The organism is Amycolatopsis sp. NPDC104775 (genome assembly GCF_055583325.1).
On sequence record NZ_JBVJOE010000003.1, the window covers coordinates 232,443 to 255,184 of the forward strand.

A 22,742-nucleotide genomic window follows, 5' to 3' on the forward strand; every position below is an offset into this window, starting at 1 on the left:
CTGCGGCGCGTCAGTCTTCGACGGTGATCTTCTCGATGACCACGTCGGACAGCGGGCGGTCCGCCGGTCCGGTCGCGGTCGTCGCGATGGCGTCGACGACGTTGCGGGACTCCTGGTCCGCCACCTCGCCGAAGATCGTGTGCCGGAAGTTCAGGTGCGAGGTCGGCGCGACGGTGATGAAGAACTGCGAGCCGTTGGTGCCCGGCCCGGCGTTCGCCATGGCCAGCAGGTACGGCTTGGAGAACTGCAGCTCCGGGTGGAACTCGTCGCCGAACTTGTAGCCGGGGCCGCCGCGGCCGGTGCCCGTCGGGTCACCGCCCTGGATCATGAAGCCGTCGATGACCCGGTGGAAGATCGAGCCGTCGTAGAAGGGACCGGAGTTGCCGCCCTTCGCGTTCGGCTGGGTGTACTCCTTGGAGCCGGTGGCCAGCCCCACGAAGTTCGCCACGGTCTTCGGCGCGTGGTCGGGCAGCAGGTTCACGTGGATGTCACCCTGGTTGGTGTGCAGGGTGGCCTTGCGGGCGCTTTCAGTCACGCCCGCCATCGTGCCACCCCTTCGCACAAATGGGGGGTTCAGGGGGCCGTCCCGGCCCGTCGCGCCGGACGTCGGCCCAGGAAGAACACACTTTCCCGAGGTTTCCGAGACGCCCGCAGCGGGAAGCCGCAGCGGTGCGGGCGGAAAAAGGGCAGGATAGATGTCAAGCAACAGATCTGTTTCACAACGATTGATGAGGTGAAGACCATGACCCGGGCCGTGGAATCGGTCGGTGAGTCGGCCAAATCCGACTCGGCGGACCTGCGGAAGCTGGTCGTCGAGGCGGGCAAGGCGGGCGCGAAGGCCGCCGAGGCCGGCGCGGAGGAGCTGGGTAAGCGGAGCCGCCGTGCCCGGCGCAAGCTGGCGAAGAAGACGGAGCTGACCCGCAAGGAGCTCAAGAAGAGCTCCGCCGCGGCGCGCAAGGAAGCGCTCGCCCGCCTCGCCGAGATGAAGAAGCCGGGCCGCAAGGCCAAGAAGGCCGCGATCAAGGCCGCCGCGTCGGCGGGCGAGTCGAAGCGCCGCGGCAAGAAGGACTTCAAGGCGGCCAAGAAGGAGTTCCGGGCCGCTCTGGTGGAGGCGAAGAGCGCCGCCAAGGGCGTCCGCAAGCGCCGCCGCTGGCCGTGGATCCTCGGTCTCGGCGCGGTCGCGGTCGGCACCGCCGTCGCGCTGAAGTCGCGGCAGCAGGAGCCGCCGGTCGCCCCGGCGCCGCCGAAGGCCACGCCGCCCGCTCCCCCCGCCCCGAAGCCGGCTCCGGAAGCCAAGGACGCGAAGGACGCCAAGCCGGGCGAGCCGAAGACGAACGGCAAGGCGCCGAGCACCTCGGCTGCCGAGAAGAAGAACTGAACGCGCGAAAAGGGCCCGGGAAGTGCGTCCCGGGGCCCTTTTTCGTATCGCTTAAGCGGTTCCGCCGCCGATCCGGCCAGCCTCCCGGCGCGCCCCCCTGACGGGGCGGCCGGTGGCCGGAAGCTGGGCGGAGCCTGGCCTGATCAGGCCGCGGCGGCGTGCTTGTCGATCAGCTGGCCGAGACGCGGCAGCGCCTCCTCGACGTTCTTCTTGCCGTTCGGGCGCAGCTTCGAGTAGACCTTCTTGATGCTGTCGCGGCTGCTGCGCTCGGCGCGGGCGTCGGTGACCCCGAGCAGCGCGTCCGAAGCCTCGTCCGAGCGGCTGCTCAGGTAGGCGCCGAAGTCGTTGCCGCCCTGGGCGCGGTAGTCGCTGTAGAACGGCTCGAGGGCGTTGGAGAAGTCGTCCAGCAGGCTGTCGATCGCGGACGGGATGATGCCCGGCTTGATCTTCTTGACGGCGGCGAAGCCGGTCTTCACGACCGCGCCGGAGACCCCGCCCTTGTCGGCGACCTCGGCGTCCACGAGCTCCGCGAAGTCGGCGACCACGGTGGGGCGACGGCTCGAGTCAAGCAGGATTTCCTTGAGGGTGTCAGCCACGAATCTGTCCTTGTCGTCGAAAAGGGGTAACCAAAGTATTCGGTGCCGGACGGGCACCCGCCGCGCGAGTGTTGGGGGAACCGCGCGTGCTGCTTAGAGTAATACAAGATCAACTTCACTCACCCGTGCGGAGCCCGTTACTCAGAGCTTCAGGGCAGCGATAGCCTTTTTCGCCACTGTGCGTGCTTTGATGCTCTGCTTCTGGTTGCTCGTCACGATGACGGCGGCGTCCCCCTTGGCGACCGCGTACACCACCCCGTCGCCGGAGGGCTGGTAGCCGCCCTTCCAGCCGGCGGGATCCGAAGCCGGGTTCGACGTGTCGACCGGCGCGGCCTTGTTGACCAGCGCGGTCGCGACGTCGCTTTTGCCCACGTACACCCGCACGCTCAGCTGGAGGCTGCCGTCCGGGCGATAGAAAAAGCACGTCGGATGCGGCTCGTCGTCGGAAACGCTCACCTTGGTGACGTGCTGTCCGTTCGCGTCCTGCACTGTCTCGTTCGACAGGTACGGACACTCCGCGGTGCGCGCGGGCTGCGGGTCGGGCGGCAGGCCCGCCGAGGCCGACGCGGAACTCGCCGGCGCCGAAGACGGAGTCTCCTTCGCCGGGCTCGACGGAGTGCAGCCGGCGAGCAGGACCAGGGCTGGGGCGAGAACGAGAAGTCGGCGCATGGCGGGCACAGTCAACCATGCCCGGTGAAGTCCGCGCGAAGGCGGCGCGTGCGACGATGACCCCGGATTCCGCTCAGCCCCGGGGAGGTCGCGGACGTGCTCACGCCCGAGCAGTACTTGCAAGTGGTCGCCGAACGCGTGGTGCGCAGCGGCGGCAGGCTCAACACCGTCCAGATCGGACCGGTGACGACCGCGGTCGGCCTGTTCACCGAGTCGATCATGTTGTCGACGATGAACTACTGCGTGGTGGCCGGGGCGTATCCGGAGGTCGACGCGGCGACGTTGCAGCAGTTCACCGGCATGGCCACCCAGCACGCCCGCGCCAACGTGCAGGGCACGATCGGCTGGACCGCCGCCTCGGTGGTGATCTGCGGGCTGGTCGGCCGCGTGCATCCGGACGCCGCGCAGCTGGCGAGCGCGAAGACGAGCAACCAGTTCGGCGGCGAAACCCGGATGGTCGCGGTGGATCCGTACGCGGGCATGACGTACGCCTTTGTCGGCGGGAAGCTCTGGGGCGCGGCGATGCACGGCGCGATCAACGCGAAGCTGCAGTTCTGCTTCCCGCAGCCGGGCGAGGCTTTCCAGCAGGTGCAGTGGCAGGCCCAGCAGCAGGCGGCCTACGGGCAGCCGCAGCAGCAGCCTCCGCAGCAGGGTCCCGGCGGGTTCCCGGGGCAGATTCCGTCCGGCCCGATGCCGCAGACCGGCCCTCCGCCCGCCGCGGGTCCGGCCGGTCCGCAGCCGCCGCACTACCCGCCGCCGGGGCAACCGCCGTACGGTCGGTGACATGGTCTCGTTGCGCGGCTGGCAGTCCTTCCCCGAACAGCTTCCGGAATTCGACCCGGACCAGACCCCGGAAACGCCCGAGGAACTGTTCCTCGCCTGGCTGACCGAAGCGGGCGAGCACGTACTGGCCCCGCACGCGGTCACTCTGTCCACAGTGGACTCCGATGGCGCGCCGGACGCCCGCGTGGTGATCCTGAAAAGCGTCGACGAGGACGGCTGGGCGGTCGCGACCAGTTCGGAAAGCCCGAAGGGCCAGCAGCTGACGGCGAACCCGCGCGCGGCTCTGACGTTCTTCTGGCCTGGTCGCGGACGGCAGGTGCGCGTGCGCGGCCTGGTGGTTCCGGCCGCGCCCGAGGTGTCCGCCGCGGACTTCCTCGATCGCCCGCCGGCGTCGCGGGCCGAGGCGTACGTCGGGCACCAGTCGGAGGTTCTGACCGATCCGGCGAAGCTCGTCGAAGCGGCCGCGGCGGCCGCGGACTGGGTGGCGGAAAACCCGGACGTGGCACCGGAAACGTGGACGCGCTACCTGATCCAGCCGGAAACGGTGGAGTTCTGGCAGGCCTCGCACGACCGGCAGCACCTCCGGGTCCGCTACCGCCGCGAACCCGCGGGCTGGGTCCGCGAACGCCTCTGGCCCTAGAGCCGGGAGTTGGCGCGCAGCTTGGAGATCGCGCCGACGGTGGCGTAGCCGCGCCACTCCAGCGCGGCCGCCGGGGAGAAGCTGGCGAAGTCGACCGTCCAGCCGCCGTCGGGCTGCTGGCCCTGTTCCAGCCGGGTCAGGTCCGCCTCGATCGCCTCGGGGGTGAACAGCCGCCGGGACGGGCCGGGCACCGGGCTGAAATCCAGCGGACGCAGCACCTCGCCCTCGGAACCGCCCGGCACCGGGACGATCCCGTTGTCCGGCAGGAATCTCACCAGGCCAGTGAGCAGTTCGTCGGCTTCCGGATACCGGTCGTACGCGGCGTCGAGCAGGTGGATCGCGAAGCTCAGCTCGATGGCGTGCGGCATCTCCTCGATGTCCCGGATCGCCCGCAGGCACGTCTCGGTCGCCCGCGCGAGCCACGGATGCGCCGCGACCGCCGGATCGTGTTCGGCGACCCGCCACGCGGCCGACGCGGTGAACGCCGTGCTCTGCAACGAGAACACCGTCGGATCGGCTCCGGTCCAAAAGGGAGCGCACGCGGTCGGGTCGGCGACCGGGAACGCGAACGGCAACCCGCCGTCGGGGAACGAGACAGAGTCCAGCCAGTCGCACAGCTGCACGGCATGCGGCGTGGTCACCGGCGCGACGTCGGCGAACACCTCGAACGCGTGCAGCGCGCCGCCCGGCTGGCTTTCCGGCGCGCGCAGGTCGGGTTCCAGGCCCCAGCCGTAACCGCCGTCCGGATTCCGGTAGGCCGCGACCGCCGCGAGCACCTCCTCGGCCCGTCCGTTTCCGTACCGCAGCTCGAACCGCCGCTGGTCCAGCAACCGGCCGTGCCCGGCGAGGAACGGGGCGACGGCCTCCCATTTCACAGTCACCCGGACACCGTCGCACGGGCGTAGCGCGAGGGTCTTGAACGAATCGGCCACCCAGCCCGAAGGGATTACTGGGACTAGGGCGATCGTCGTGGCACGATTCGGAAGTGACCAGCAAACCGGACGACGCGCAGCGATTGGCCGATCTCGCACGGTTGCGCCGGGTGCGCGACCGGATCGACCGCGAGTACGCCCGTCCCCTGGACGTCGAGGCGCTCGCGCGGAGCGTCAACGTCTCGGCCGGGCACCTGAGCCGGCAATTCCGCGCCGCTTACGGAGAGTCGCCGTATTCGTATCTGATGACCCGCCGCATCGAGCGCGCGATGGCGTTGCTCCGGCGCGGCGATCTGAGCGTCACCGAGGTGTGTTTCGAGGTCGGGTTCTCGTCGCTGGGGACGTTCAGCACACGCTTCACTGAGCTGGTCGGGAAGCCGCCAAGCGTTTACCGCCAAGAGGAGACCGGAGCGACCGAAGGCATGGCGCCGTGCGTCGCGAAACAGGTCACGCGACCGATCAGGAATCGAGAAGCACCCCGCTCGGCGCGCACCTAGTGTGATCGCCATGGAGATGACCATTCACGCGAGCTTCCTCCCGCACACCGATCCGGAAGCGACGCTGACCTTCTACCGCGACATCCTCGGCTTCGAGGTGCGCAACAACGTCAAATACGGCGACATGGCCTGGATTACCGTCGGCCCGCCCGGACAGCCGGACACCTCGGTCGTGCTGCAGCCGGTCGCCGCGTTCCCCGGCCTCACCGACGACGAACGCCGGATGATCACCGAAATGATGGCCAAGGGCACCTACGCCGCGCTGAACCTGGCCACCAAGGACGTCGACGCGACCTTCAACCGGTTGCAGGCCAGCGAAGCCGAGGTCGTGCAGGAGCCCACCGACCAGCCCTACGGCGTCCGCGACTGCTCTTTCCGCGACCCGGCCGGGAACCTGATCCGCATCCAGCAAGCGAGCTGAAGAAGTCCGAGCCGGACCTCTGGGGAAAGAAACGGGGAGAGACGATGACGAAGGCCAAGGGGAAGACCACGCCGGGGCACGCCGCCGACAGCCATGACCTGATCCGCGTGCAGGGCGCCCGCGTGAACAACCTCAAGGACGTCAGCGTCGAGCTCCCGAAGCGCCGGTTGACGGTGTTCACCGGAGTGTCCGGCTCGGGCAAGAGCTCGCTGGTGTTCAGCACGATCGCGGCGGAATCGCAGCGGCTGATCAACGAGACCTACAGCAGTTTCGTGCAGGGCTTCATGCCGACGCTGGCCCGGCCCGAGGTCGACGTGCTCGACGGGCTGACCACCGCGATCATCGTCGACCAGCAGCGGATGGGGGCCGACCCGCGTTCGACGGTCGGCACCGCCACCGACGCCAACGCGATGCTGCGGATCCTGTTCAGCCGCCTCGGCACGCCGCACATCGGGTCGTCGCAGGCGTTCTCGTTCAACGTCGCCTCGATCAGCGGCGCGGGCGCGGTCACCGTGCAGCGTGCCGGGAAGCAGATCAAGGAGCGGCGCAGTTTCAGCGTCACCGGCGGCATGTGCCCGCGCTGCGAGGGCCGCGGGTCGATCAACGACATCGACCTCACTCAGCTGTACGACGACACGAAATCGCTCGCCGAGGGCGCGCTGACCATCCCCGGCTACACCCCAGGCGGCTGGAACTACCGGCTCTACACCGGCTCCGGGCTGGTCGACCCGGACAAGCCGATCCGCAAGTACACGAAGCGCGAATTGCAGGACTTCCTGTACAAGGAACCGACGCGGATGAAGATCGAAGGCATCAACATGACCTACGAGGGGCTGGTGCCGAGGATCCAGAAGTCGTATCTGTCCAAGGACGTTGAGGCGATGCAGCCGCACATCCGGGCGTTCGTGGACCGCGCGGTCACCTTCGCGACGTGCCCGGACTGCGACGGGACGCGGCTGAGCGAGCTGGCGCGGTCGTCCAAAATCGACGGGATGAGCATCGCCGACGTCTGCGCGATGCAGATCAGCGACCTCGCCGAATGGGTCGGGAAACTGTCCGAACCGTCGGTGGCTCCACTGCTGAAATCGCTGCACGAGACGCTCGAATCGTTCGTCGAGATCGGGCTCGGCTACCTGTCGCTCGACCGGCCGGCGGGCACGCTGTCCGGCGGCGAGGCGCAGCGGGTGAAGATGGTCCGGCACCTCGGATCCTCGCTCACGGACGTCACCTACGTCTTCGACGAGCCCACCATCGGCCTGCACCCGCACGACATCCAGCGGATGAACGACCTGCTGCTCCGCTTGCGGGACAAGGGAAACACCGTCCTCGTCGTCGAGCACAAACCGGAGGCGATCGCGATCGCCGACCACGTGGTCGACCTCGGACCGGGCGCGGGCACGAACGGCGGCACGGTCTGTTTCGAGGGCACTGTGGACGGTCTGCGCGCGAGCAAGACGTTGACCGGCAAGCATTTGGACGACCGCGCCTCGCTCAAGCCGTCGGTGCGGGAGCGCACCGGCGTGCTGGAGATTCGCGGCGCGAACACGCACAACCTGCAGGACGTGGACGTCGACATCCCGCTCGGCGTCCTGTGCGTGATCACCGGTGTGGCCGGTTCGGGCAAGAGCTCGCTGATCCACGGGTCCATCCGGGAATCCGACGACGTCGTTTCGGTCGACCAGGCCCCGATCCGCGGTTCGCGGCGGAGCAACCCGGCGACCTACACCGGGCTGCTCGAACCGATCCGCAAGGCCTTCGCCAAGGCCAACAACGTGAAGCCCGCGCTGTTCAGCGCCAACTCCGAGGGCGCGTGCCCGAACTGCAACGGCAACGGCGTCATCTACACCGACCTCGGGATGATGGCCGGGGTGGCCACCACCTGTGAGGTCTGCGAGGGCAAACGGTTCGACGCCTCGGTGCTGGAGTACCGCTTCGGCGGACGGGACATCAGCGAAGTGCTCGCGATGTCGGTCGCGCAGGCCACCGCGTTCTTCGCCGAAGGCGACGCGAAAACCCCCGCCGCGCACCGGATCCTCGAGCGGATGGAGCAGGTCGGGCTCGGCTACCTGACGCTCGGCCAGCCGCTGACCACGCTGTCCGGCGGCGAGCGGCAACGGCTGAAACTGGCCACGCACATGGGGTCGAACGGCGGCGTGTACATCCTCGACGAGCCGACCACCGGCCTGCACCTCGCCGACGTGGAGCAGCTGCTCGGCTTGCTGGACCACCTGGTCGAGTCGGGCAAATCGGTGATCGTGATCGAGCACCACCAGGCCGTGATGGCGCACGCCGACTGGATCATCGACCTCGGTCCGGGAGCCGGGCACGACGGCGGCCAGGTGGTCTTCGAGGGCACGCCCGCCGAGCTGGTGAAGAAGAAGCGGACGCTGACCGGGAAGCACCTGGCCGCCTATGTCGGCTAGTGCAGCGGCGGCCGCCGGTCGGCCCAAGGCAGCGCCTGCTCCAGCGTGCGGGAGACCTGCAACAGCAAGTCTTCCCGCCACGGAGCGGCCACCAGTTGGACGCCGACCGGCAGGCCGCTGGCCTCGTCGTGGTGCAGCGGGAGGGAGATCGCCGGCTGGCCGGTCACGTTGAACAGCGACGTGAAGACGCCCATCGGGTACGCGGCCACCACCGGGTTTCCGCTCGCTCGCCACGCGCCGATCTTCGGCGGCAAGCAGGCCATTGTGGGTGTGACCAGCAGATCGAAGCTGTCCATGAAGGCCTCGACAATGCGGCGGGACAACACCTGGGTCTGATGCACGCTCTCCGCGTAGGTCCAGGAATCGACCGACTTCGCGGCTTCGCGCTGCGCCCGGTTGTGCGGTTCGACGCGGTCCGGATCGACTAGCGGGATGCCCGCGCTGGCGACGTTCCAGACCTTCATGAACGTCGAGATCAGCTCCTCGGACGTCGGCAACGGAAGCGGTTTATCGACAATCTGGTGTCCGGCTTCTTCCAGCGCACGGAGGGTTTTGTCGACCGCGGTCAGGCAAGCCGGGTCGACGGTGATGCCATCGATCAGGGAGGTGGTGAGGACCCCGATCCGCAGGCCGGTCGGTGCTTCGGTGCTCAACGCATCGGCGAGCGACCGCGTGGACGTCGGCTGCGACCACCACGCACCCGGGTCGTGCCGGGCGAGGACGTCCAGCACCGCGGCGGTGTCGGCCAGCGTCCGGCTGACGACGCCGCTGGTCGCGAAGCCTTCGACCTCCACCACGGCGTTCGTGACCAGGCCGCGGGTCGGCTTCAACCCGACGAGACCGGTGCACGACGCCGGAATCCGGATCGATCCGCCGCCGTCCTCCGCGTGCGCGACCGGAGCCATTCCGGCGCTGACGGAGATCCCCGCGCCGCTGGACGAACCGCCGGGGGTGCGGTCCGGATCCCACGGGTTGCGCGAGATGCCCTGTGCCTCGCTTTCGGTGAACGGCACCGCGCCGAACTCCGACGTCGTGGTCTTGCCGAGCGGGAGGAAACCCGCGTCGGCGAACCGCTGCACAATCGGGTCTGACTTCGGCTGCGGAGACCGGTCGGTGGCCAGCGAGCCGTACGTGGTCGGCCAGCCTTTGACGTTGACGAGGTCTTTGATCGGCAACGGAACCCCGTGGAACGGCGGCAGTTCCTCCGGCTCGGACCGCACCACGGCGTCGGCGGCGGCTCTCGCGGCGGCCCGGACCTCGTCGTCGGCGCGGAAGCAGAAGGCGTTGAACTTCGGATCCAGTTCGGCGATGCGGTCGAGATAGCAGTCGGCGACCTCGACCGGGCTCACCTCCTTCGCCCGGACGGCGGCGGCGAGTTCGACGGCGGAGCTGAACGGATTGACCATGACGGATCCCCTTTCCGGTACCCGTTCAGCCTGGTCGGGGCGCTGGTCGCCGGTCTTGGAGAAATGTCGCGCCGCCGTACGATGGCGGCATGCGACCAGCCGAGTGGGCTCGCGACGGGGCAGCGGTGTGGGGCATCGCCGTGCCGTCCCGACCGCTCCGGCTGCCGGGCGTGCGGATGGCCGGGTTCGTCGGCGACACCGTCGATCTGGTCGACCTGACCGTGGTCCCGTACCCGGCGGTCACGCTGTTCCTCAACCTCCGCGAAAAGCTGCTCGTCAACGGCGTGGCTCGCGGCAGCATCGTCGCCGGGCTGGCTCCGCAAGGGATGCGGGTGCGCGGACAGGACATCGAATGCGTGCAGATCCGGCTATCGCCCGCGGTCGCGCACGCGGTGCTCGGGACGGAACTGAGCGGTGAGGTCGTGTCCCTCGAAGACGTCTGGCCTACCGAACTGCCCGGCCAGCTGCGCTCGCTCACCTCATGGAACGACCGGTTTGCCCTGGTAGAAGCCGCTTTGGGGAAACGGTACGAGGCCGGGCGGACGGTCGATCCAGAAGTCGCCTTCGCCTGGCGGCGGATGGACGCACACCGCGGTCAGGTGCGGATCGAGCAACTGGCCGACGAGACCGGGTGGAGCCGGAAACGGCTGTGGTCCCGGTTCCGCGGCCAGCTCGGGCTCAGCCCGAAACGCGCGGCGAGACTGGTCCGGTTCGACCACGCGGTTCACCGGCTCGCCGCGGGCGAAAGCCCGGCGTCGGTGGCCGCGGAAAGCGGATATGTCGACCAGGCTCACCTGCACCACGAGGTCAAAGCCTTCGCCGGAGTCACCCCCTCGGCCGCCGCGAACGCACCGTGGCTCGCGGTGGACGAGGTCGCCTGGTCCCGCCCCCACTGCGCGAACGGGTGATCGCGGTAGGCATGATCGCGGAGTGACTTCCCTCCGGCCCCCCGCTGTCGCGCTGCGCCGGTGGCTAGACCACGCCGGCACCCGCCGACCGGCAGTGTTCGCGCTAGTCCTCGCCGCGGTCGCCGCAGCCGCGGTAATTCTGTGGCTCGTCTGCACGATGTGGCCGCTCGACCTGGAGATCTACCGCTCCGGCGCGCGGGCGCTCGCCCAGGGCGAGGACATTTACGGCCCGCTCCCGCCGACCCGCACCGGGCTGATCCTGCCGTTCATCTACCCGCCGTTCGCCGCCGTCGTGTTCCTGGTGTTCGCCGCGCTGCCGCTGCCGCTGGGCGCGATGGTGATGCTCGCCGTCTCGCTGGCCTGTCTGTGCGGCACGGTCTACCTCGTGGTCCGGCCGCACGCCGGACGGCGGACCGCGTTGCTCGCCGCGCTGCTGATCGGCGCTGGCTCACTGGCCTTCGAACCCGTCCGCGAAACGTTGTGGTTCGGGCAGATCAACCTGCTGCTGATGGCGCTCGTGGCGATCGACTGCCTCGGCCCCCGGACCCGGCTGCCGCGCGGCGTCCTGCTGGGCCTCGCCGCCGCCATGAAGATCACCCCAGCCGGGTTCCTGCTGTTCTTCCTGCTGAAAAAGGACTTCCGCGCGGCCGTGACCACCGTGGTCACGTTCCTGCTCGCCGGTGCGGCCGGATTCCTGATCGCGCCGGAAGCGTCGATGAAGTACTGGTTCGGCGGCGGACTGACCGGCGCGTCCGGGATGAGCGGGTCGATTTTCGCGACCAACCAGACGATCCAGGGCGCGGTGCACCGATTCGGACTTCCGGACACGCCGACGCTGATCCTGGTCGCAGTGCTGACGCTGGCCGCGCTCGCGCTGACCATCCCCGCGATGCTGCGCGCCGACCCGCCGATGGCGTTCCTGCTCAACACCGCGGCGATCCTGGTGTGCTCACCGATTTCGTGGTCGCACCACTGGGTGTGGATCGTGCCCGCGATCGTGCTGTTCGCCGCTCGCGCGCACACCCGGCTCGCCGTCGCCGGACTGGCCGCCGTGGCGGCGATTTTCGTGATCGCCCCGCATTCGTGGCTGCCGAAGAACGGGTACCTGGAGCTGTCCTGGAGCCCCGTCGAGCACGTGATCGGCAACAGTTATCTGCTGCTGGCGCTGGGTTTTCTGGGCTGGCAATTCTTTTCGACGCGCCGTCACACCGCCGCGGCCTGAGCCAGCAGCGGCTCCGGCAACCGATCCGCGTGGAGGACGTGCAGCGTGCTGACCGCTCGGGTGAGCGCGACGTACAACCGTTGCAGCCCACGCTCTTCCGCCGCCACGATGTGCGCCGGTTCGACCACCAAGACCGTGTCGTACTCCAGCCCCTTCGCCAAACTCACCGGTGCCACCGTGATCCTGGCCGTCCCTTCGGCGCCCAACACCGTGTAGTCGAGCCCGTGCTCACTAAGCGCCCGGCTCAACTCCGGGATATCCGCGTCCGCGGCCAGCAACCCGATCGACCCTTCCTGCTTTAGCGCCTCCGCACAGATCTCGACCGCAGCGGCGACCGTCTCGTCCGTTTCGGTCAGGTGCAAGGCATCCGCGGAATGCCGGAACGACGTGGGACTACGCAGCTCCGGCGCGATGTGCGGAAGCAGCCGAGCCGCGAAGTCAAGAACATCCGCCGGGACGCGGTAGCCGTGCGTGAGTTCTTCGATCCGCCCGCCTGGCCGCTCCAGGTGGGTCAGCACAGTGGCCCAATCGCGGACCGCGGACGGACTGGTCGCCTGTGCGACGTCGCCGAGAACCGTGCACGCGCCGGCCAGCCTGCGCGCGATCGCCCGCAGCTGCATTGGGCTGAGATCCTGCGCCTCATCGACCACGACGTGCCCGAGCTTCGCCGGACGCTCAATCAACGCGGCGGCCTCGTCCAGCAACGCCAGGTCGAGTGTCGACCAGGTCATCGCCTTGCGGCTGCGCGGCCGTGGCCGGATGAGGGCTTCTTGTTCCTCGGCAGTGAGAATTCCGTCCGCTGCTTCGGCGAGACACGTCCGCTCGGTCAGCAGGTCGTAGATCAGCCGGGCAGGATCAACGGCCGGCCACATGTCGCGGACCGCCTTGGTGATCGCGGCGTTGCGCTGGAGTTGATGGAGCGTCGCGTTCGTGCCGCCGGACCGCTCCATCTCGCGCAGGATCCGATGTGCGAGCCGCTGCGTCAGCAATTCCCGCCCAGCGCGGTAATCCGCGCCGCGGCTGAGGGTTTCGCGGAGTTCCTCGGCGATGTCCTCGGGATACAACCGCCACGTCCGGTGCTGGTACTTGACCTCAAGCGTCCGGTCCACCGGTTGAATCCGCGCCCACAGCTGCCTCCGGACGACCTCCGCCATCCGAACGTCACCTTTGATGCGCGCCGTCCGCGGATCGTCTACATACGAGACGAGGTGCCCACGGCCGGTCAATTCGTCAATTGTGGCCTGGGAAACCGCCACCTCACCCAACGCCGGAAGCACCCCCGCGATGTACGCGAGAAACGCCCGGTTCGGCCCGATCACCGCGACCCCGCCCGCCTTCTGCAACCGCACCCGCTCGGTGTAGAGCAGATACGCGAGCCGATGCAGGCCAACCGCCGTCTTGCCGGTGCCCGGAGCCCCCTGGATGCACAGCGTCCGCTCGGCAGGCGCCCGGACGAGCCGCATCTGATCCGGCTGAATCGTGGCGACGATGTCCCGCATCGGCCCCTGCCGCGGCCGCTCGATCTCCGCGGTGAGCAGCCGATTCGCCGACGAACCGGGCCGATCGAGCGGCTCGTCCTCGTACGCGCTGAGCAGCCCGGAGTGGTCGAAACCGTAGCGGCGGCGAACCCGCACCCCCATCGGATGCTCATGATCGGCTTCGTAAAACGCCCTGGCGAGCGGTGCCCGCCAATCGATCACCAGAGGTTCGCCGTCGTCGTCACGAATCCCTCTGCGGCCGAGGTAAACGAGGTCGCGTTCGAGCGACCGGGTATGCGACCCTCGCGCGGCTTCGTAGACCTCGCCCGGCGGGTAGTCGAGGCGGCCGAAGAAGAGCGGTGCGTCGTCGATATCCGCTAGCTCCTCGGCGATCTCGCTGCGAAACTGCTTGAGCATGTGGTTGAAGTACTTGTCGTCGACCGCGTCGCCCTCGCCCATCCCCGTCGCGATCGCGGTCTTGACCTCCGCCCGCATCCGGTCCAGCTCCGCGTGACAGGCCTGGAGATACTCGCGCTCCGCCCGGATCTCTGGTTCCACTCCCGCCCCCTGTTTCTTGACTGAGTTAAATATACAACCGAGTCAAGCTTTTATCCGGGTTCGAGTTGGAGCTAGGCTGACGCCCGTGTCAGGACTGCGCGAGCGCAAACGCCGCCGCACGAGGGAATCCATCGCCTCGGCGGCGCTGCGCCTGTTCCGGGAATCCGGCTTCGACGGGGTCTCGGTAGCCGACATCGCCGCCGCGGCCGAGGTCTCGAAGCCGACGCTGTTCGCGTACTTCCCGACCAAGGAAGACCTGGTCATCCACCAGTTCGTCGACGAAAACGGCCCCGCGGAGATCGTCCGCGCCCGAGCTGACGGGGTGTCGGCGCTGTCCGCGCTGGAACGGTCTTTCCTCGACCGCCTGGCCGAACGCGACCCACTGACCGGCCTGAACGATTCTCCAGACGCGATCACCTGCCACACGCTGCTGTACTCGACGCCCGCATTGCTGGCCCGACTTGCCACTTACCTGCTGGAGAAGGAGCAGGAGCTGGTCGATGAGCTGCGGTCGTCGTGCGGGATCGAGGACGAGTTCACGGCCCGATTGGCGGCTTCGCAGATCTTTGGCGCACAACGGATCTTGGGATTCCACAATGCCCAGGAGATTCGCGGTGGTCGAAGCGCTGATGAGACGTACCCGGACGCTGTCGCGCGGGCAAAGACGGCTTATCGGATGCTGCGGGATGGCCTGTCTTCGGTGTTGTAGTCCGCAGGCCGGGTGTACGGGTTCAGGTCTGATCCGGGCTGTCGATCGGCAAACCCTGGTACCCCGTCCCCTGGTCCTGCTCCGCAGGCGGGTCCACCGGCACCCCGTTGCACCCCGTGCCCTGCTCTTGCGGGTCCGGAGTGTTCTCGTCCTTCGGCGGAGTCGTGTGCAGCTTGAAACCGTCCTTCTCGCACCGGATCTCGTGCGTGCCCTCCGCACCGGTGTCGGTCAGGCATCGCCAACCCCGGACGGTCATCAGGTAATTCGACCCGACAGCTTTGTCGATGTTATCGAAATACCCAGTGATGACATTGAACGCTTCCACGCAACCAACGGTACCGGCTTCGGTTTCGTCCGCGATCAAATCAACTTTGCGCGGTCCGACAGCGCCGCCTAGCTCGCTGCAATTAACACTCTCACTGGCCCGCCACCACCGCTGCCACCCTTTTTCACGGGCGCATTCGGCTGGCTCTTCGCCGCTACGTTGACCGGGGCGGACTGGTTGCTCGCCGGGGCTGCGGAATTCTGGCCTGAGCACGCGGAAAGCAGTGCGACCGCACCGAGAGCAGCTGCGACGGTGGCCAATTTGACAGTCTTCCTGAGCATTTCAATTCTCCCCTGACCAGCTCTTGGATTTCCCTTTGCCTATAGAGACGCACACCGCTGGGCAGGGTTGCGAAGAAATTCCGCGGACTTATCGATCAGCCCCAAAACCGCACTTCGGGATACCTGCGCGACGGCCCGTCCAGCAATCGCTGATGCACTCCGCGCAGGTGCTCGTCCAGGAACGCCGTCAAGTACGCCTCGCTGACCCGGATCCCCCGCAACGGATCGATCTTCAATCCCGGTATCCGCACCCCGGCCTGCTGAACGAGCAGCAGTTGATCGGTGAACATGCTGTGTTCCCCGTCGTCAACAGTGATCCACCGCTTCCAGCCAGCCATCTCGCGCCACGCCGAATCCCACGACGGGTCGACCGTCCCGCCCGGCTCGTGCACCGGTGTCCCGAACTGCAGAAACGGCCGATCCAGGCCAGTCACCGGAAGGTAATACATGCCGTCCAGCATCGCCCCGGCGCGAATCCGCCGGTCGGCCAGCATCGCCGGCACCGTGCTGGCTCCGCCGATCGAATGCCCGATCATCGCGATCCGCCGAGCGTCGATCAACTTTCCGCCGCCCCACACCGGGTTCCGGCCGACGAGCTGATCAAGCACGAACGACACGTCCGCCGCCCGGTTCTTGACGAGCTTTTCCCAGTCCTTGATCTGACATGCCACGCATTCGGTCGTATGCCCGTCCGGGAAGCTGATCGCGGTCGACTCGTAGTTATGCCCGATCCCCGCGACGACGTATCCCCGGCTGGCCAGTTCCTCCGCCAACGCCGACAACGTCGCACGCGGCAACGTGAACCCGGGTGAGAGCACCACCAACGGCACTCGCCGGTACTGCGGCGGAGCGTCCACAGTGGAATTCGTGCGCACCTTCGTCAGCGCGTCCTCAGGCACCGAAGGATCACCAAGCTCCTTCACCATCAACGACGATTCCCGCTGCGTGAGGTACTGTGTCGCCCGCCATCCGGGATATTGCGCCGGATACCACAGCGTCACCATCATTTCCCGCCGCTGCGAAGGAACCCACGGATCCGCGCGGGAGGTGTCGGTGAAGTGAAAGCTGGTAGTCCCGACCGGAGCGAAACCACCCGGCGCTGGCAACGCCAATCGCGGTGCCGCCTGCGCGGTGCCCGCCCCGGCCACGACGAGCATCGCCGCGATGACCGCTATCACGCGTAATCTCATGCTCTCAGCTTGGAGCGGCCAGCACCCGGGAACATCGGTGATGCCCCGGAGGCACCCCCGATGTCGGAATCATCTTCCGGGACGATGGATCAGCCGACGACGTCCGCCAGCCGGACGACTTCGTCCAGATCGTCGGTCACTGGCATGAAAATCAGCTCGTCCACACCCAACTCGGCGAACTCCGCGATGGACTTCTTCACCAGCTCCGGAGACACACAGGGCGCGACGCTGTCCGCGACTTCCTTTGGAGCCAACCGGTAAAAGTCCCGGACGTTCGCCAATCCGGCATCGACATTCCCCAAAACGAAGTACGCCAACGAAACCAGCCGCGGCCGCCCGTCCCGGCCGCCCTCGCTCCACGCACGTTTCGCCGCTTCAAACAGCGGCGCGCTCACCGACACCGATCCCGAACCAGCGATATAACCGGTGCCCCAACGCACCATCCGCCGCAACGCCTGCTCGGTATAGCCACCAAACAACATGGGCACCTGCCGAGCCCCTGCCGGCACCGCCGGGTTCTCCCCGCGAGGCTTGCCAGCCCACACTTCGCGGTAAATCTCCAGGTCAGCGTCAAACCGCGCACCCCGGTCACGCGCACCGAGCCCCGGCACCGTGAATTCCTCTTCCCGAAGTCCCACCCCGGCCCCGAACGTCAGCCGATGCCCGGAAACCCCGTCGATGCTCGCGATTTCCTTGGCCAGCAACGCAGCCGGCCAGGTCGGCGCGAGCAACACGCCGCTGAGCAGCCCGATCCGCGTCGTCGCCCCCGCCGCGGCCGCCAGCGAAACCGTGTCGCTCACCCCCGGATACGCGTACCTGCCGATCGTCGCCAGCGAAGAAAAACCCGCCTCCTCCGCCCGCGCCGCCCAGCGCGGCACCACCGCGGGGTCGACATCGCGCACTTGATTCGGAAGTCCTATGCCGATTCGCACCAGATGATCCTCTCGAACTGTTGCCTGCCCCCTGGCTAGATGACAGCATGCTGTCATGAACGAGAAGCTAGCGATACGACAGCATGCTGTCAAGAAGGCCTGCGACGCCTACAACGACCTGATGGACGAGGTCATCCGGCTCTCCGACGTCCTGGAGGCAGTCGGCAACGGCATCGCCCGCCCCACGGGATTGAGCGTCGCGCGGTACCAGGTGCTAGCCGCGGTCGAAGCGGAACCCGCCCCGGTCGCGTCGATCGCCTCGCAGCTGGGCCACACGAGGCAAAGCGTCCAGCGCGTCGCCGATCTGCTGGTCGACGACGACCTGGCCCGCTACCGCCCGAACCCCGCGCACCAGCGAGCCAAACTGCTCGAAGTCACCCCGAACGGCCGCGCGGCTTTGCACCGAATGCAAGCGGCGTACGAGGATCTGGCCCTCCGCACGACCGACGGCCTGGACCTGGAACGACTCGAACTGGCCCGGCAGACGCTCATCGAACTGCAACATCGGTTGAAGTCCGAACTGCCCTCCTGATCATTAAGCTGGTGCCACGCCAAGGAGGAAACCCGCGATGCGCAAGAGAAAAACGCTGCCGAAGAACTTCGACGAAATGCTGACGTCCACGTCACTCGCCGAACTCCAGGCAGTATTCGCACGCACCGAGTTGGACGCTCGCGGTGGATACTGCAAAGCAACGGCGCTCGGCTACCTCGATTGCCCGGACGAACTCATCGTCTGGCTGGTCGGCCAAGGCCTCGACGTCAACGCGGCCGACCAGTTCGGCGAGACTCCACTGTGGACTCGCGCCGCGAGAGGCGCGGCCGCGCAAATCCCGCTGCTGCTCTCCCTCGGCGCAGACCTCGAAGAATCACCACCCCGCCGCGGCACCCCCTTGCACGGCGCAGCCAGCCGACAACAACCGGCGACAGTGCGAGTGCTGCTCGAACACGGTGCGAATGTCCACGCCACGATCGCGGGCAAGCCGGGACTCACCCCGCTGATGTCCGGTCTGCGGGAAACCACGAACATCCGGATCGCGGGCATGGCCGAAACCGCCACGATTCTTCTCGAAGCCGGCGCGGTCGTAACCGATGAGGCGCGAGAGCAGGTACGCCGGATCGGCACCGAGTTCGAGTTTTACCGCGAGGGTTTCAATCCCGATTACCTCGACGAGATCGACGCGGGTCTACGCGAGTTGTACCGATTGTTCGACGTAGAGCCAGTCCCGCCACGGCTGACCCACGACGGCGTTTCCCCCATCACGGTGCCCGACGGCACCTGGCAGAAGCAGCACCAACAGCTGTGGAAACTGCTTGTCCCGGGCTCGGGCGCGGCGAAAACCCTTCAGGGAGAAGTGATCCGCTTGTCCGGGAAGCTCTCTCGCGAGATCCTCGACAACGGCAGCGTGAATTGGGACCGCGACTTCCGCACGCTGACCGACGCACTCTCCGGCTACTTCGCTTCTGGCTCCCCGCTACCCGAGCTTCCGGAAGCGCAGGCCCTCGCCAAACGCATCCGCTCGGGTAACGGCGACGACGAAGAACTGGCCCGGCTGTGCGAATTCGCCGTCGCGTGGGTCCGGCTCAACCCCACGCCCTTGCCGCTGGCCTCACCGGAATACCACCGTTAACCGGACAGCGCGCCACTGTCTGGCCAGCCCGCGGTACTGCGGCAGCCTTGATCAGGCGAGCTCCTTAGTCTCCAGCGAAAGACTGCGCACCATCCGATACCTCCGGAACCCACTGCCGCGCACGCCCGGAAACTCCTGCACCTTCCGCCACTCGTCAGACACCCCGACCGTCCCCCGGCCGGACCGCTCCAACGCCTCGCGATGCGACCGTTCGTCGGTCCACTCCGCATAATTGAGCACCCGGGTCCCGTCGGTGCTGACATGGAAATGCCCGGATATCCCGCCCGGCGCGGGCTCGTCCTCACTGGCCAACGCGCTGAACACGGTGTCCACCCAACGCCGCTGCCGCTGAGCATCCGCGTCGGCGAACTCCACACTCACCACGACGATGCATCCCGGAACCTCCTCGTTGTCCCGATTTCCGCTGCGATACAACCGATATTCCACCGGATCACCACCGGAAACCCGACGCACGAAATCAGGGTCCGCCGTTCCCTCCGCCCACTGGGTGTAGATCAGGGACGCTTCGGTGCTACCCAACGCATTGAACGAAAGCAGCCCCGCAGGCCACGGCTCGTTTTCCAGCCGAGCAAGAACATCTGCCGCCTCGACGGCCGTCTCCGCAACCAGCACAGCATCGACGTCCGTGCGAGCAAAGTCCGGCCGCACAACCTCGTTGATAGTCATGAATGTCCCTTCGCGATCAGTGCTGACCTACGAAGGATGGAACTTCAAGAGAAGTTGAAGTCAAGCCAGCGGCCGGTTCCGGGATCGCGCTGCGAAACCTCGGCATCAGCCCAGTCAAGCGACATCAAACCGGAAGGTCGGCGAGATCTGCTGGATTCCGATGCCCCGGCCACTCGGATCTGTCCCTCAACACGGGCCGCCGCCTGGTCACCATCCGCGCTCAACCCGGCGTTCGGGAGACCGTCTTCAAGATCATCGACTGGCTGAAGCAGATCCCCGAACGCACGAATCCCCGCCCGGCGATAGCCGAGCGGGGACTGTGAGTGGACCTGAGGGGAATCGAACCCCTGACCCCCGCCTTGCAAAGGCGGTGCTCTACCAATTGAGCTACAGGCCCGGTGCGGACCGGGGTCCGCGAAGTGGGTCAGTTGCGCGAGGCGTCCGCGGCCTTGACCGGCGCACTGCCATTCGCCGACGGGGCGGCAGGCGTCGTGGCTTCGCGCCACAGGTCAGCCTCGGCCTTGGCCGCCTTGTTCCGCTTGACGACGAACAGGACGCCGCCCGCGACGACCGCGAGTGCCAACAGCTTCTTCACCTGAAGCCCCCTTCTGAGTGCTTGCGCTACCCCACGATGCTACCGGACCCGCCGCGCGTCCCGTCCAGCGGTTCCGTCTCTCGTTCCACGTGGAACACCGGGAATATCCGGAGTGCTCGGTCCGTTGACTCCGACGGCCCCCGCGGCCACGCAACACTCAGCCCTGCCGGTCCTTCTCTTCCCGGCAGGGCTGACTCGTCTCCGCGAGCCGGGCGCGGGCACCAGCGAGACCCGATTCGACCAGGTCAGGCCGGTTGTTCTCCAGCCCGTACGTCACCTCGTACCACGGACCCAGCTGATTCCACGCCCACGCGCGACGGCGTAGTTCGGGCGTGACTTCGTACTCGTCCGAGAACGCCGCGACGCACTCCGCCGAGGTCCAGTGCAGCAGCCAAGCCAGGTCTCGCGCCGGATCGCCGAGCGACACGTCGGTCCAGTCGATCACCCCGCTCATCCGACCGTCCCGCTTGAGCAGGTGTTCCGGCCCAAGGTCAGCATGGATCAGGGTGTCCGCTGGATAACCCTGGACTTCCGCCACCAGCGCGCGAGCGCGGTCAGCCAACGGGCCGAGCAACGGCGGAACAGCATCGAGGGCCAGAACTTCCGGCACGGCACCGAGTTCGCGCGCCTTCGCCACGTCCGCACTGTGCAGAGCCCGAAGAAACCGCCCAAGCACCCGGCCGTCCTCGGCAGTCAGGTCGCCGGGCTCGCCGGGTACCAGTTCATGCCGCACGACCAACGGATTTTCATGCCACACCAACGGAATCGGCACCGTCAACGGCAACTGCGGCCCTAGCCACGGCAATACCCTCGTCTCGCGCAGCAGCCACGCGCGCACCTCGTCCCGTTTGGGCCGCCGCTCGACCCACCGTCCGTCGACAAGTGTCGCGACGCTGTCCCAACCCTCGCCCAGTTCCTCGCCATTCATGCCGAAATCCCGGCCGCGAACGCGATCTCCGAAACCTGCCTGCTGCCAACGGGAAGCGTGCCGAGCAGATCCGCGATCCGTTGCCGCTGCGCCGCCGTCGGCTGGAAATACATCGGCAGCACCATCCGATCCCACCACGCCCCGGTCTCCAGATCGACGATCACTGCCTCCCATCCGCCAAGACTGCGGTGCAGCCACCATCCCCGACGGCGCAGCTCTGGATCCGCGGATTCCTTCAATACAGCCAAATCCGCCAACGACCACAGCTGCGGACTGCTGCTGAGCACATCCCCCGCCAACCGGGCCACCCGCGAGTCTTCGCCGCTCATTTCCCGCAGCAGCCAAGGCACTTCCGAAGCGACAGCCTTCCCGCGAAGCAACGACAACCCGGTCTTCTTCAAAGCCAAGTCCGCACTCCGCGCAAGCTCGACGATCTCCGCACGGTCCAGCTCAACTCCGGTGTCCACCAGCCCGACGTACGCACGCGCCCGCACCACCGGCTCGGCAGAAGACCGCGCGACCGCCGCATAAACCGCAGCAGGATCGCGCCCCATTTGCTGCCATCGCAACCGCGCCCACATCCGCACCAGCACCGACCGGTCGAGCAGAAGTTGTTCCACCACAACGGGATCGAGCTGCGCCGCGGTCAGCTTCACCAATCCCAGCACCCGGCTTTCCGCGGACCGCCCGCGAAGCAGCGAATCGGCGATGACGTCCGGCGTCGCCTTCTCGGCGATCACCTGGATCAGCTGCCGCCGGACGAGCTGATCCCGTTCCCGAGGCAGCATCCGGACCGCGTCCGGCAACCCGAGCAGCCCGGACTCGAAGCTGCGCCGGAACGCCGATCTCCGCACGGCGAAGGTCTCGGAGTTTCGCAGGCACGCCCACACCGACGCCTCGTCGTGCGCGGCGACCAACGCACGCAAGTAGCGCGCATAAACCTCCGCACCCCGCTCACGCTGCGAAATCCGCTGCAGCACCGGCACGATCTGCTCCGCCTGCGCCAACGTCGTGCGCCGCAGCACCTCGTGTTCAGCCAGTTCGCGGACCACCTCGACGTGGTCGGCCACCCGGACCGCCAGCGCCCGATCGCTCACCACACCGTCCACAGAGCACAACACGTGTACGGCCTGCTCCCGGAGACGGCCGTCGGGATGCATCGAAGCCAACGCCGCGTCCACCAGTGTGGCGTTCTTGAGCTTCCACGCCTTCCCCAGCACCGGCTTCGGATAGCGGGACTGGCGGGCGTAGTAGTCGATCCGCAGCAGCTCGCGCGCAGTCGCCGACGAAAGCCAGGCCGCGGTTTCGGCCAGACCAGACTGGTAACGCCTGGTGGCCGCGGCGAGGCGCAACTGCTCACGGATCTGCGCTGGAGACTGCATGCGGTTGATTCTGGCGACCGCGCTACCGGACAGTCATCCGAAATACCAGAAAGGCCGGTCCGCGACTGCGAACCGGCCTTCCGGGGAACTGTGGGCCCAGGAGGACTTGAACCTCCGACCTCTTCGTTATCAGCGAAGCGCTCTAACCGCCTGAGCTATGGGCCCGTCGAACGA

At 67.5% G+C, this 22,742-nt stretch carries 24 protein-coding genes and 2 tRNA genes; 11 read left to right on the forward strand and 15 right to left on the reverse strand.

Features of this window, described 5'->3' with window-relative positions; all coding sequences use genetic code 11:
- Positions 1–10 precede the first annotated feature (10 nt).
- On the reverse strand, positions 11–535 hold the full coding sequence (locus ACZ63D_RS15400) for a peptidylprolyl isomerase (protein ID WP_009085526.1): 525 nt from the start codon (positions 533–535) through the stop codon (positions 11–13).
- A 207-nt stretch (positions 536–742) separates the two neighbouring features.
- On the opposite strand from ACZ63D_RS15400, the gene ACZ63D_RS15405 reads away from it, so the two are divergent.
- On the forward strand, positions 743–1,378 hold the full coding sequence (locus ACZ63D_RS15405) for a hypothetical protein (protein WP_465354957.1): 636 nt from the start codon (positions 743–745) through the stop codon (positions 1,376–1,378).
- A gap of 143 nt (positions 1,379–1,521) precedes the next feature.
- On the opposite strand, the gene ACZ63D_RS15410 is transcribed toward ACZ63D_RS15405, so the two are convergent.
- Positions 1,522–1,974 carry a DUF6918 family protein gene (locus ACZ63D_RS15410; RefSeq protein WP_465354958.1) on the reverse strand — a complete coding sequence of 151 codons (453 nt, stop codon included), beginning with the start codon at positions 1,972–1,974 and terminating at the stop codon, positions 1,522–1,524.
- Positions 1,975–2,115: 141 nt separating this feature from the next.
- Positions 2,116–2,643 (reverse strand): DUF2020 domain-containing protein, encoded by a 528-nt coding sequence (locus tag ACZ63D_RS15415; RefSeq protein WP_465354959.1) that lies wholly within the window; start codon positions 2,641–2,643, stop codon positions 2,116–2,118.
- 96 nt (positions 2,644–2,739) lie between these two features.
- On the opposite strand from ACZ63D_RS15415, the gene ACZ63D_RS15420 reads away from it, so the two are divergent.
- Together ACZ63D_RS15420 and ACZ63D_RS15425 are read left to right on the forward strand one after the other, a co-directional pair.
- Positions 2,740–3,426 carry a hypothetical protein gene (locus tag ACZ63D_RS15420; RefSeq protein ID WP_465354960.1) on the forward strand — a complete coding sequence of 229 codons (687 nt, stop codon included), beginning with the start codon at positions 2,740–2,742 and terminating at the stop codon, positions 3,424–3,426.
- A gap of 1 nt (position 3,427) precedes the next feature.
- Entirely contained in the window at positions 3,428–4,066 is a 639-nt protein-coding gene (locus ACZ63D_RS15425; RefSeq protein WP_465354961.1) for a pyridoxine/pyridoxamine 5'-phosphate oxidase, read from the forward strand.
- Here ACZ63D_RS15425 and ACZ63D_RS15430 read toward each other — a convergent pair.
- Positions 4,063–4,947: a hypothetical protein gene (locus ACZ63D_RS15430; RefSeq protein ID WP_465354962.1), complete on the reverse strand. Its 885-nt coding sequence runs from the start codon at positions 4,945–4,947 to the stop codon at positions 4,063–4,065. The genes ACZ63D_RS15425 and ACZ63D_RS15430 overlap by 4 nt on opposite strands.
- Positions 4,948–5,051: 104 nt before the next feature.
- On the opposite strand from ACZ63D_RS15430, the gene ACZ63D_RS15435 reads away from it, so the two are divergent.
- Genes ACZ63D_RS15435 through ACZ63D_RS15445 form a run of 3 tightly spaced genes read left to right on the forward strand, consistent with a single transcriptional unit; the run spans position 5,052 to position 8,339 of the window.
- A complete protein-coding gene (locus ACZ63D_RS15435) occupies positions 5,052–5,495 on the forward strand; it encodes a helix-turn-helix transcriptional regulator (protein ID WP_009085513.1) in 444 nt (147 codons plus the stop codon).
- Between the two features lie 10 nt (positions 5,496–5,505).
- Positions 5,506–5,916 (forward strand): VOC family protein, encoded by a 411-nt coding sequence (locus tag ACZ63D_RS15440; RefSeq protein WP_465354963.1) that lies wholly within the window; start codon positions 5,506–5,508, stop codon positions 5,914–5,916.
- A gap of 44 nt (positions 5,917–5,960) precedes the next feature.
- Complete coding sequence (locus ACZ63D_RS15445; protein ID WP_465354964.1) at positions 5,961–8,339, forward strand: ATP-binding cassette domain-containing protein; 2,379 nt, start codon at positions 5,961–5,963, stop codon at positions 8,337–8,339.
- Here the strand turns inward: ACZ63D_RS15445 and ACZ63D_RS15450 are convergent.
- Positions 8,336–9,745: an amidase gene (locus ACZ63D_RS15450; protein ID WP_465354965.1), complete on the reverse strand. Its 1,410-nt coding sequence runs from the start codon at positions 9,743–9,745 to the stop codon at positions 8,336–8,338. The two genes, ACZ63D_RS15445 and ACZ63D_RS15450, sit on opposite strands and share 4 nt — an antisense overlap.
- Positions 9,746–9,834: 89 nt before the next feature.
- Here ACZ63D_RS15450 and ACZ63D_RS15455 point away from each other — a divergent pair, with 89 nt between their 5' ends.
- Positions 9,835–10,653 (forward strand): AraC family transcriptional regulator, encoded by an 819-nt coding sequence (locus ACZ63D_RS15455; RefSeq protein WP_465354966.1) that lies wholly within the window; start codon positions 9,835–9,837, stop codon positions 10,651–10,653.
- Between the two features lie 22 nt (positions 10,654–10,675).
- Positions 10,676–11,875, forward strand: coding sequence for a glycosyltransferase 87 family protein (locus ACZ63D_RS15460; RefSeq protein WP_465354967.1), 1,200 nt, complete (start codon positions 10,676–10,678; stop codon positions 11,873–11,875).
- On the opposite strand, the gene ACZ63D_RS15465 is transcribed toward ACZ63D_RS15460, so the two are convergent.
- Entirely contained in the window at positions 11,857–13,911 is a 2,055-nt protein-coding gene (locus ACZ63D_RS15465; protein ID WP_465354968.1) for a HelD family protein, read from the reverse strand. The two genes, ACZ63D_RS15460 and ACZ63D_RS15465, sit on opposite strands and share 19 nt — an antisense overlap.
- 85 nt (positions 13,912–13,996) lie before the next feature.
- On the opposite strand from ACZ63D_RS15465, the gene ACZ63D_RS15470 reads away from it, so the two are divergent.
- The gene (locus ACZ63D_RS15470) at positions 13,997–14,620 is read left to right on the forward strand and encodes a TetR/AcrR family transcriptional regulator (protein WP_465354969.1); all 624 of its coding nucleotides are present in this window, start codon (positions 13,997–13,999) and stop codon (positions 14,618–14,620) included.
- Between the two features lie 22 nt (positions 14,621–14,642).
- On the opposite strand, the gene ACZ63D_RS15475 is transcribed toward ACZ63D_RS15470, so the two are convergent.
- The 3 genes from ACZ63D_RS15475 to ACZ63D_RS15485 form a co-directional block, all read right to left on the reverse strand.
- Complete coding sequence (locus ACZ63D_RS15475; RefSeq protein WP_465354970.1) at positions 14,643–14,945, reverse strand: hypothetical protein; 303 nt, start codon at positions 14,943–14,945, stop codon at positions 14,643–14,645.
- Between the two features lie 376 nt (positions 14,946–15,321).
- Positions 15,322–16,416 carry an alpha/beta hydrolase family protein gene (locus tag ACZ63D_RS15480; protein WP_465354971.1) on the reverse strand — a complete coding sequence of 365 codons (1,095 nt, stop codon included), beginning with the start codon at positions 16,414–16,416 and terminating at the stop codon, positions 15,322–15,324.
- A gap of 89 nt (positions 16,417–16,505) precedes the next feature.
- Complete coding sequence (locus ACZ63D_RS15485) at positions 16,506–17,318, reverse strand: LLM class flavin-dependent oxidoreductase (protein ID WP_465354972.1); 813 nt, start codon at positions 17,316–17,318, stop codon at positions 16,506–16,508.
- An 85-nt stretch (positions 17,319–17,403) separates the two neighbouring features.
- Here ACZ63D_RS15485 and ACZ63D_RS15490 point away from each other — a divergent pair, with 85 nt between their 5' ends.
- Positions 17,404–17,880, forward strand: a complete 477-nt coding sequence (locus ACZ63D_RS15490; protein WP_465354973.1) for a MarR family winged helix-turn-helix transcriptional regulator — start codon at positions 17,404–17,406, stop codon at positions 17,878–17,880.
- 37 nt (positions 17,881–17,917) lie between these two features.
- Positions 17,918–18,976 (forward strand): ankyrin repeat domain-containing protein, encoded by a 1,059-nt coding sequence (locus tag ACZ63D_RS15495; protein ID WP_465354974.1) that lies wholly within the window; start codon positions 17,918–17,920, stop codon positions 18,974–18,976.
- 51 nt (positions 18,977–19,027) lie between these two features.
- On the opposite strand, the gene ACZ63D_RS15500 is transcribed toward ACZ63D_RS15495, so the two are convergent.
- The 6 genes from ACZ63D_RS15500 to ACZ63D_RS15525 form a co-directional block, all read right to left on the reverse strand.
- Positions 19,028–19,663: a hypothetical protein gene (locus ACZ63D_RS15500; RefSeq protein WP_465354975.1), complete on the reverse strand. Its 636-nt coding sequence runs from the start codon at positions 19,661–19,663 to the stop codon at positions 19,028–19,030.
- Positions 19,664–19,987: 324 nt separating this feature from the next.
- Positions 19,988–20,060: transfer RNA gene (locus ACZ63D_RS15505), tRNA-Ala, on the reverse strand.
- 27 nt (positions 20,061–20,087) lie between these two features.
- Positions 20,088–20,258, reverse strand: coding sequence for a DLW-39 family protein (locus ACZ63D_RS15510; RefSeq protein ID WP_009085484.1), 171 nt, complete (start codon positions 20,256–20,258; stop codon positions 20,088–20,090).
- 157 nt (positions 20,259–20,415) lie between these two features.
- Positions 20,416–21,186: a phosphotransferase gene (locus ACZ63D_RS15515; protein WP_465354976.1), complete on the reverse strand. Its 771-nt coding sequence runs from the start codon at positions 21,184–21,186 to the stop codon at positions 20,416–20,418.
- Positions 21,183–22,568, reverse strand: a complete 1,386-nt coding sequence (locus ACZ63D_RS15520) for a hypothetical protein (protein ID WP_465354977.1) — start codon at positions 22,566–22,568, stop codon at positions 21,183–21,185. Before ACZ63D_RS15520 ends, ACZ63D_RS15515 begins: the two co-directional genes overlap by 4 nt.
- A 91-nt stretch (positions 22,569–22,659) precedes the next feature.
- Positions 22,660–22,733, reverse strand: a tRNA-Ile gene (locus ACZ63D_RS15525).
- Positions 22,734–22,742: the final 9 nt, after the last annotated feature.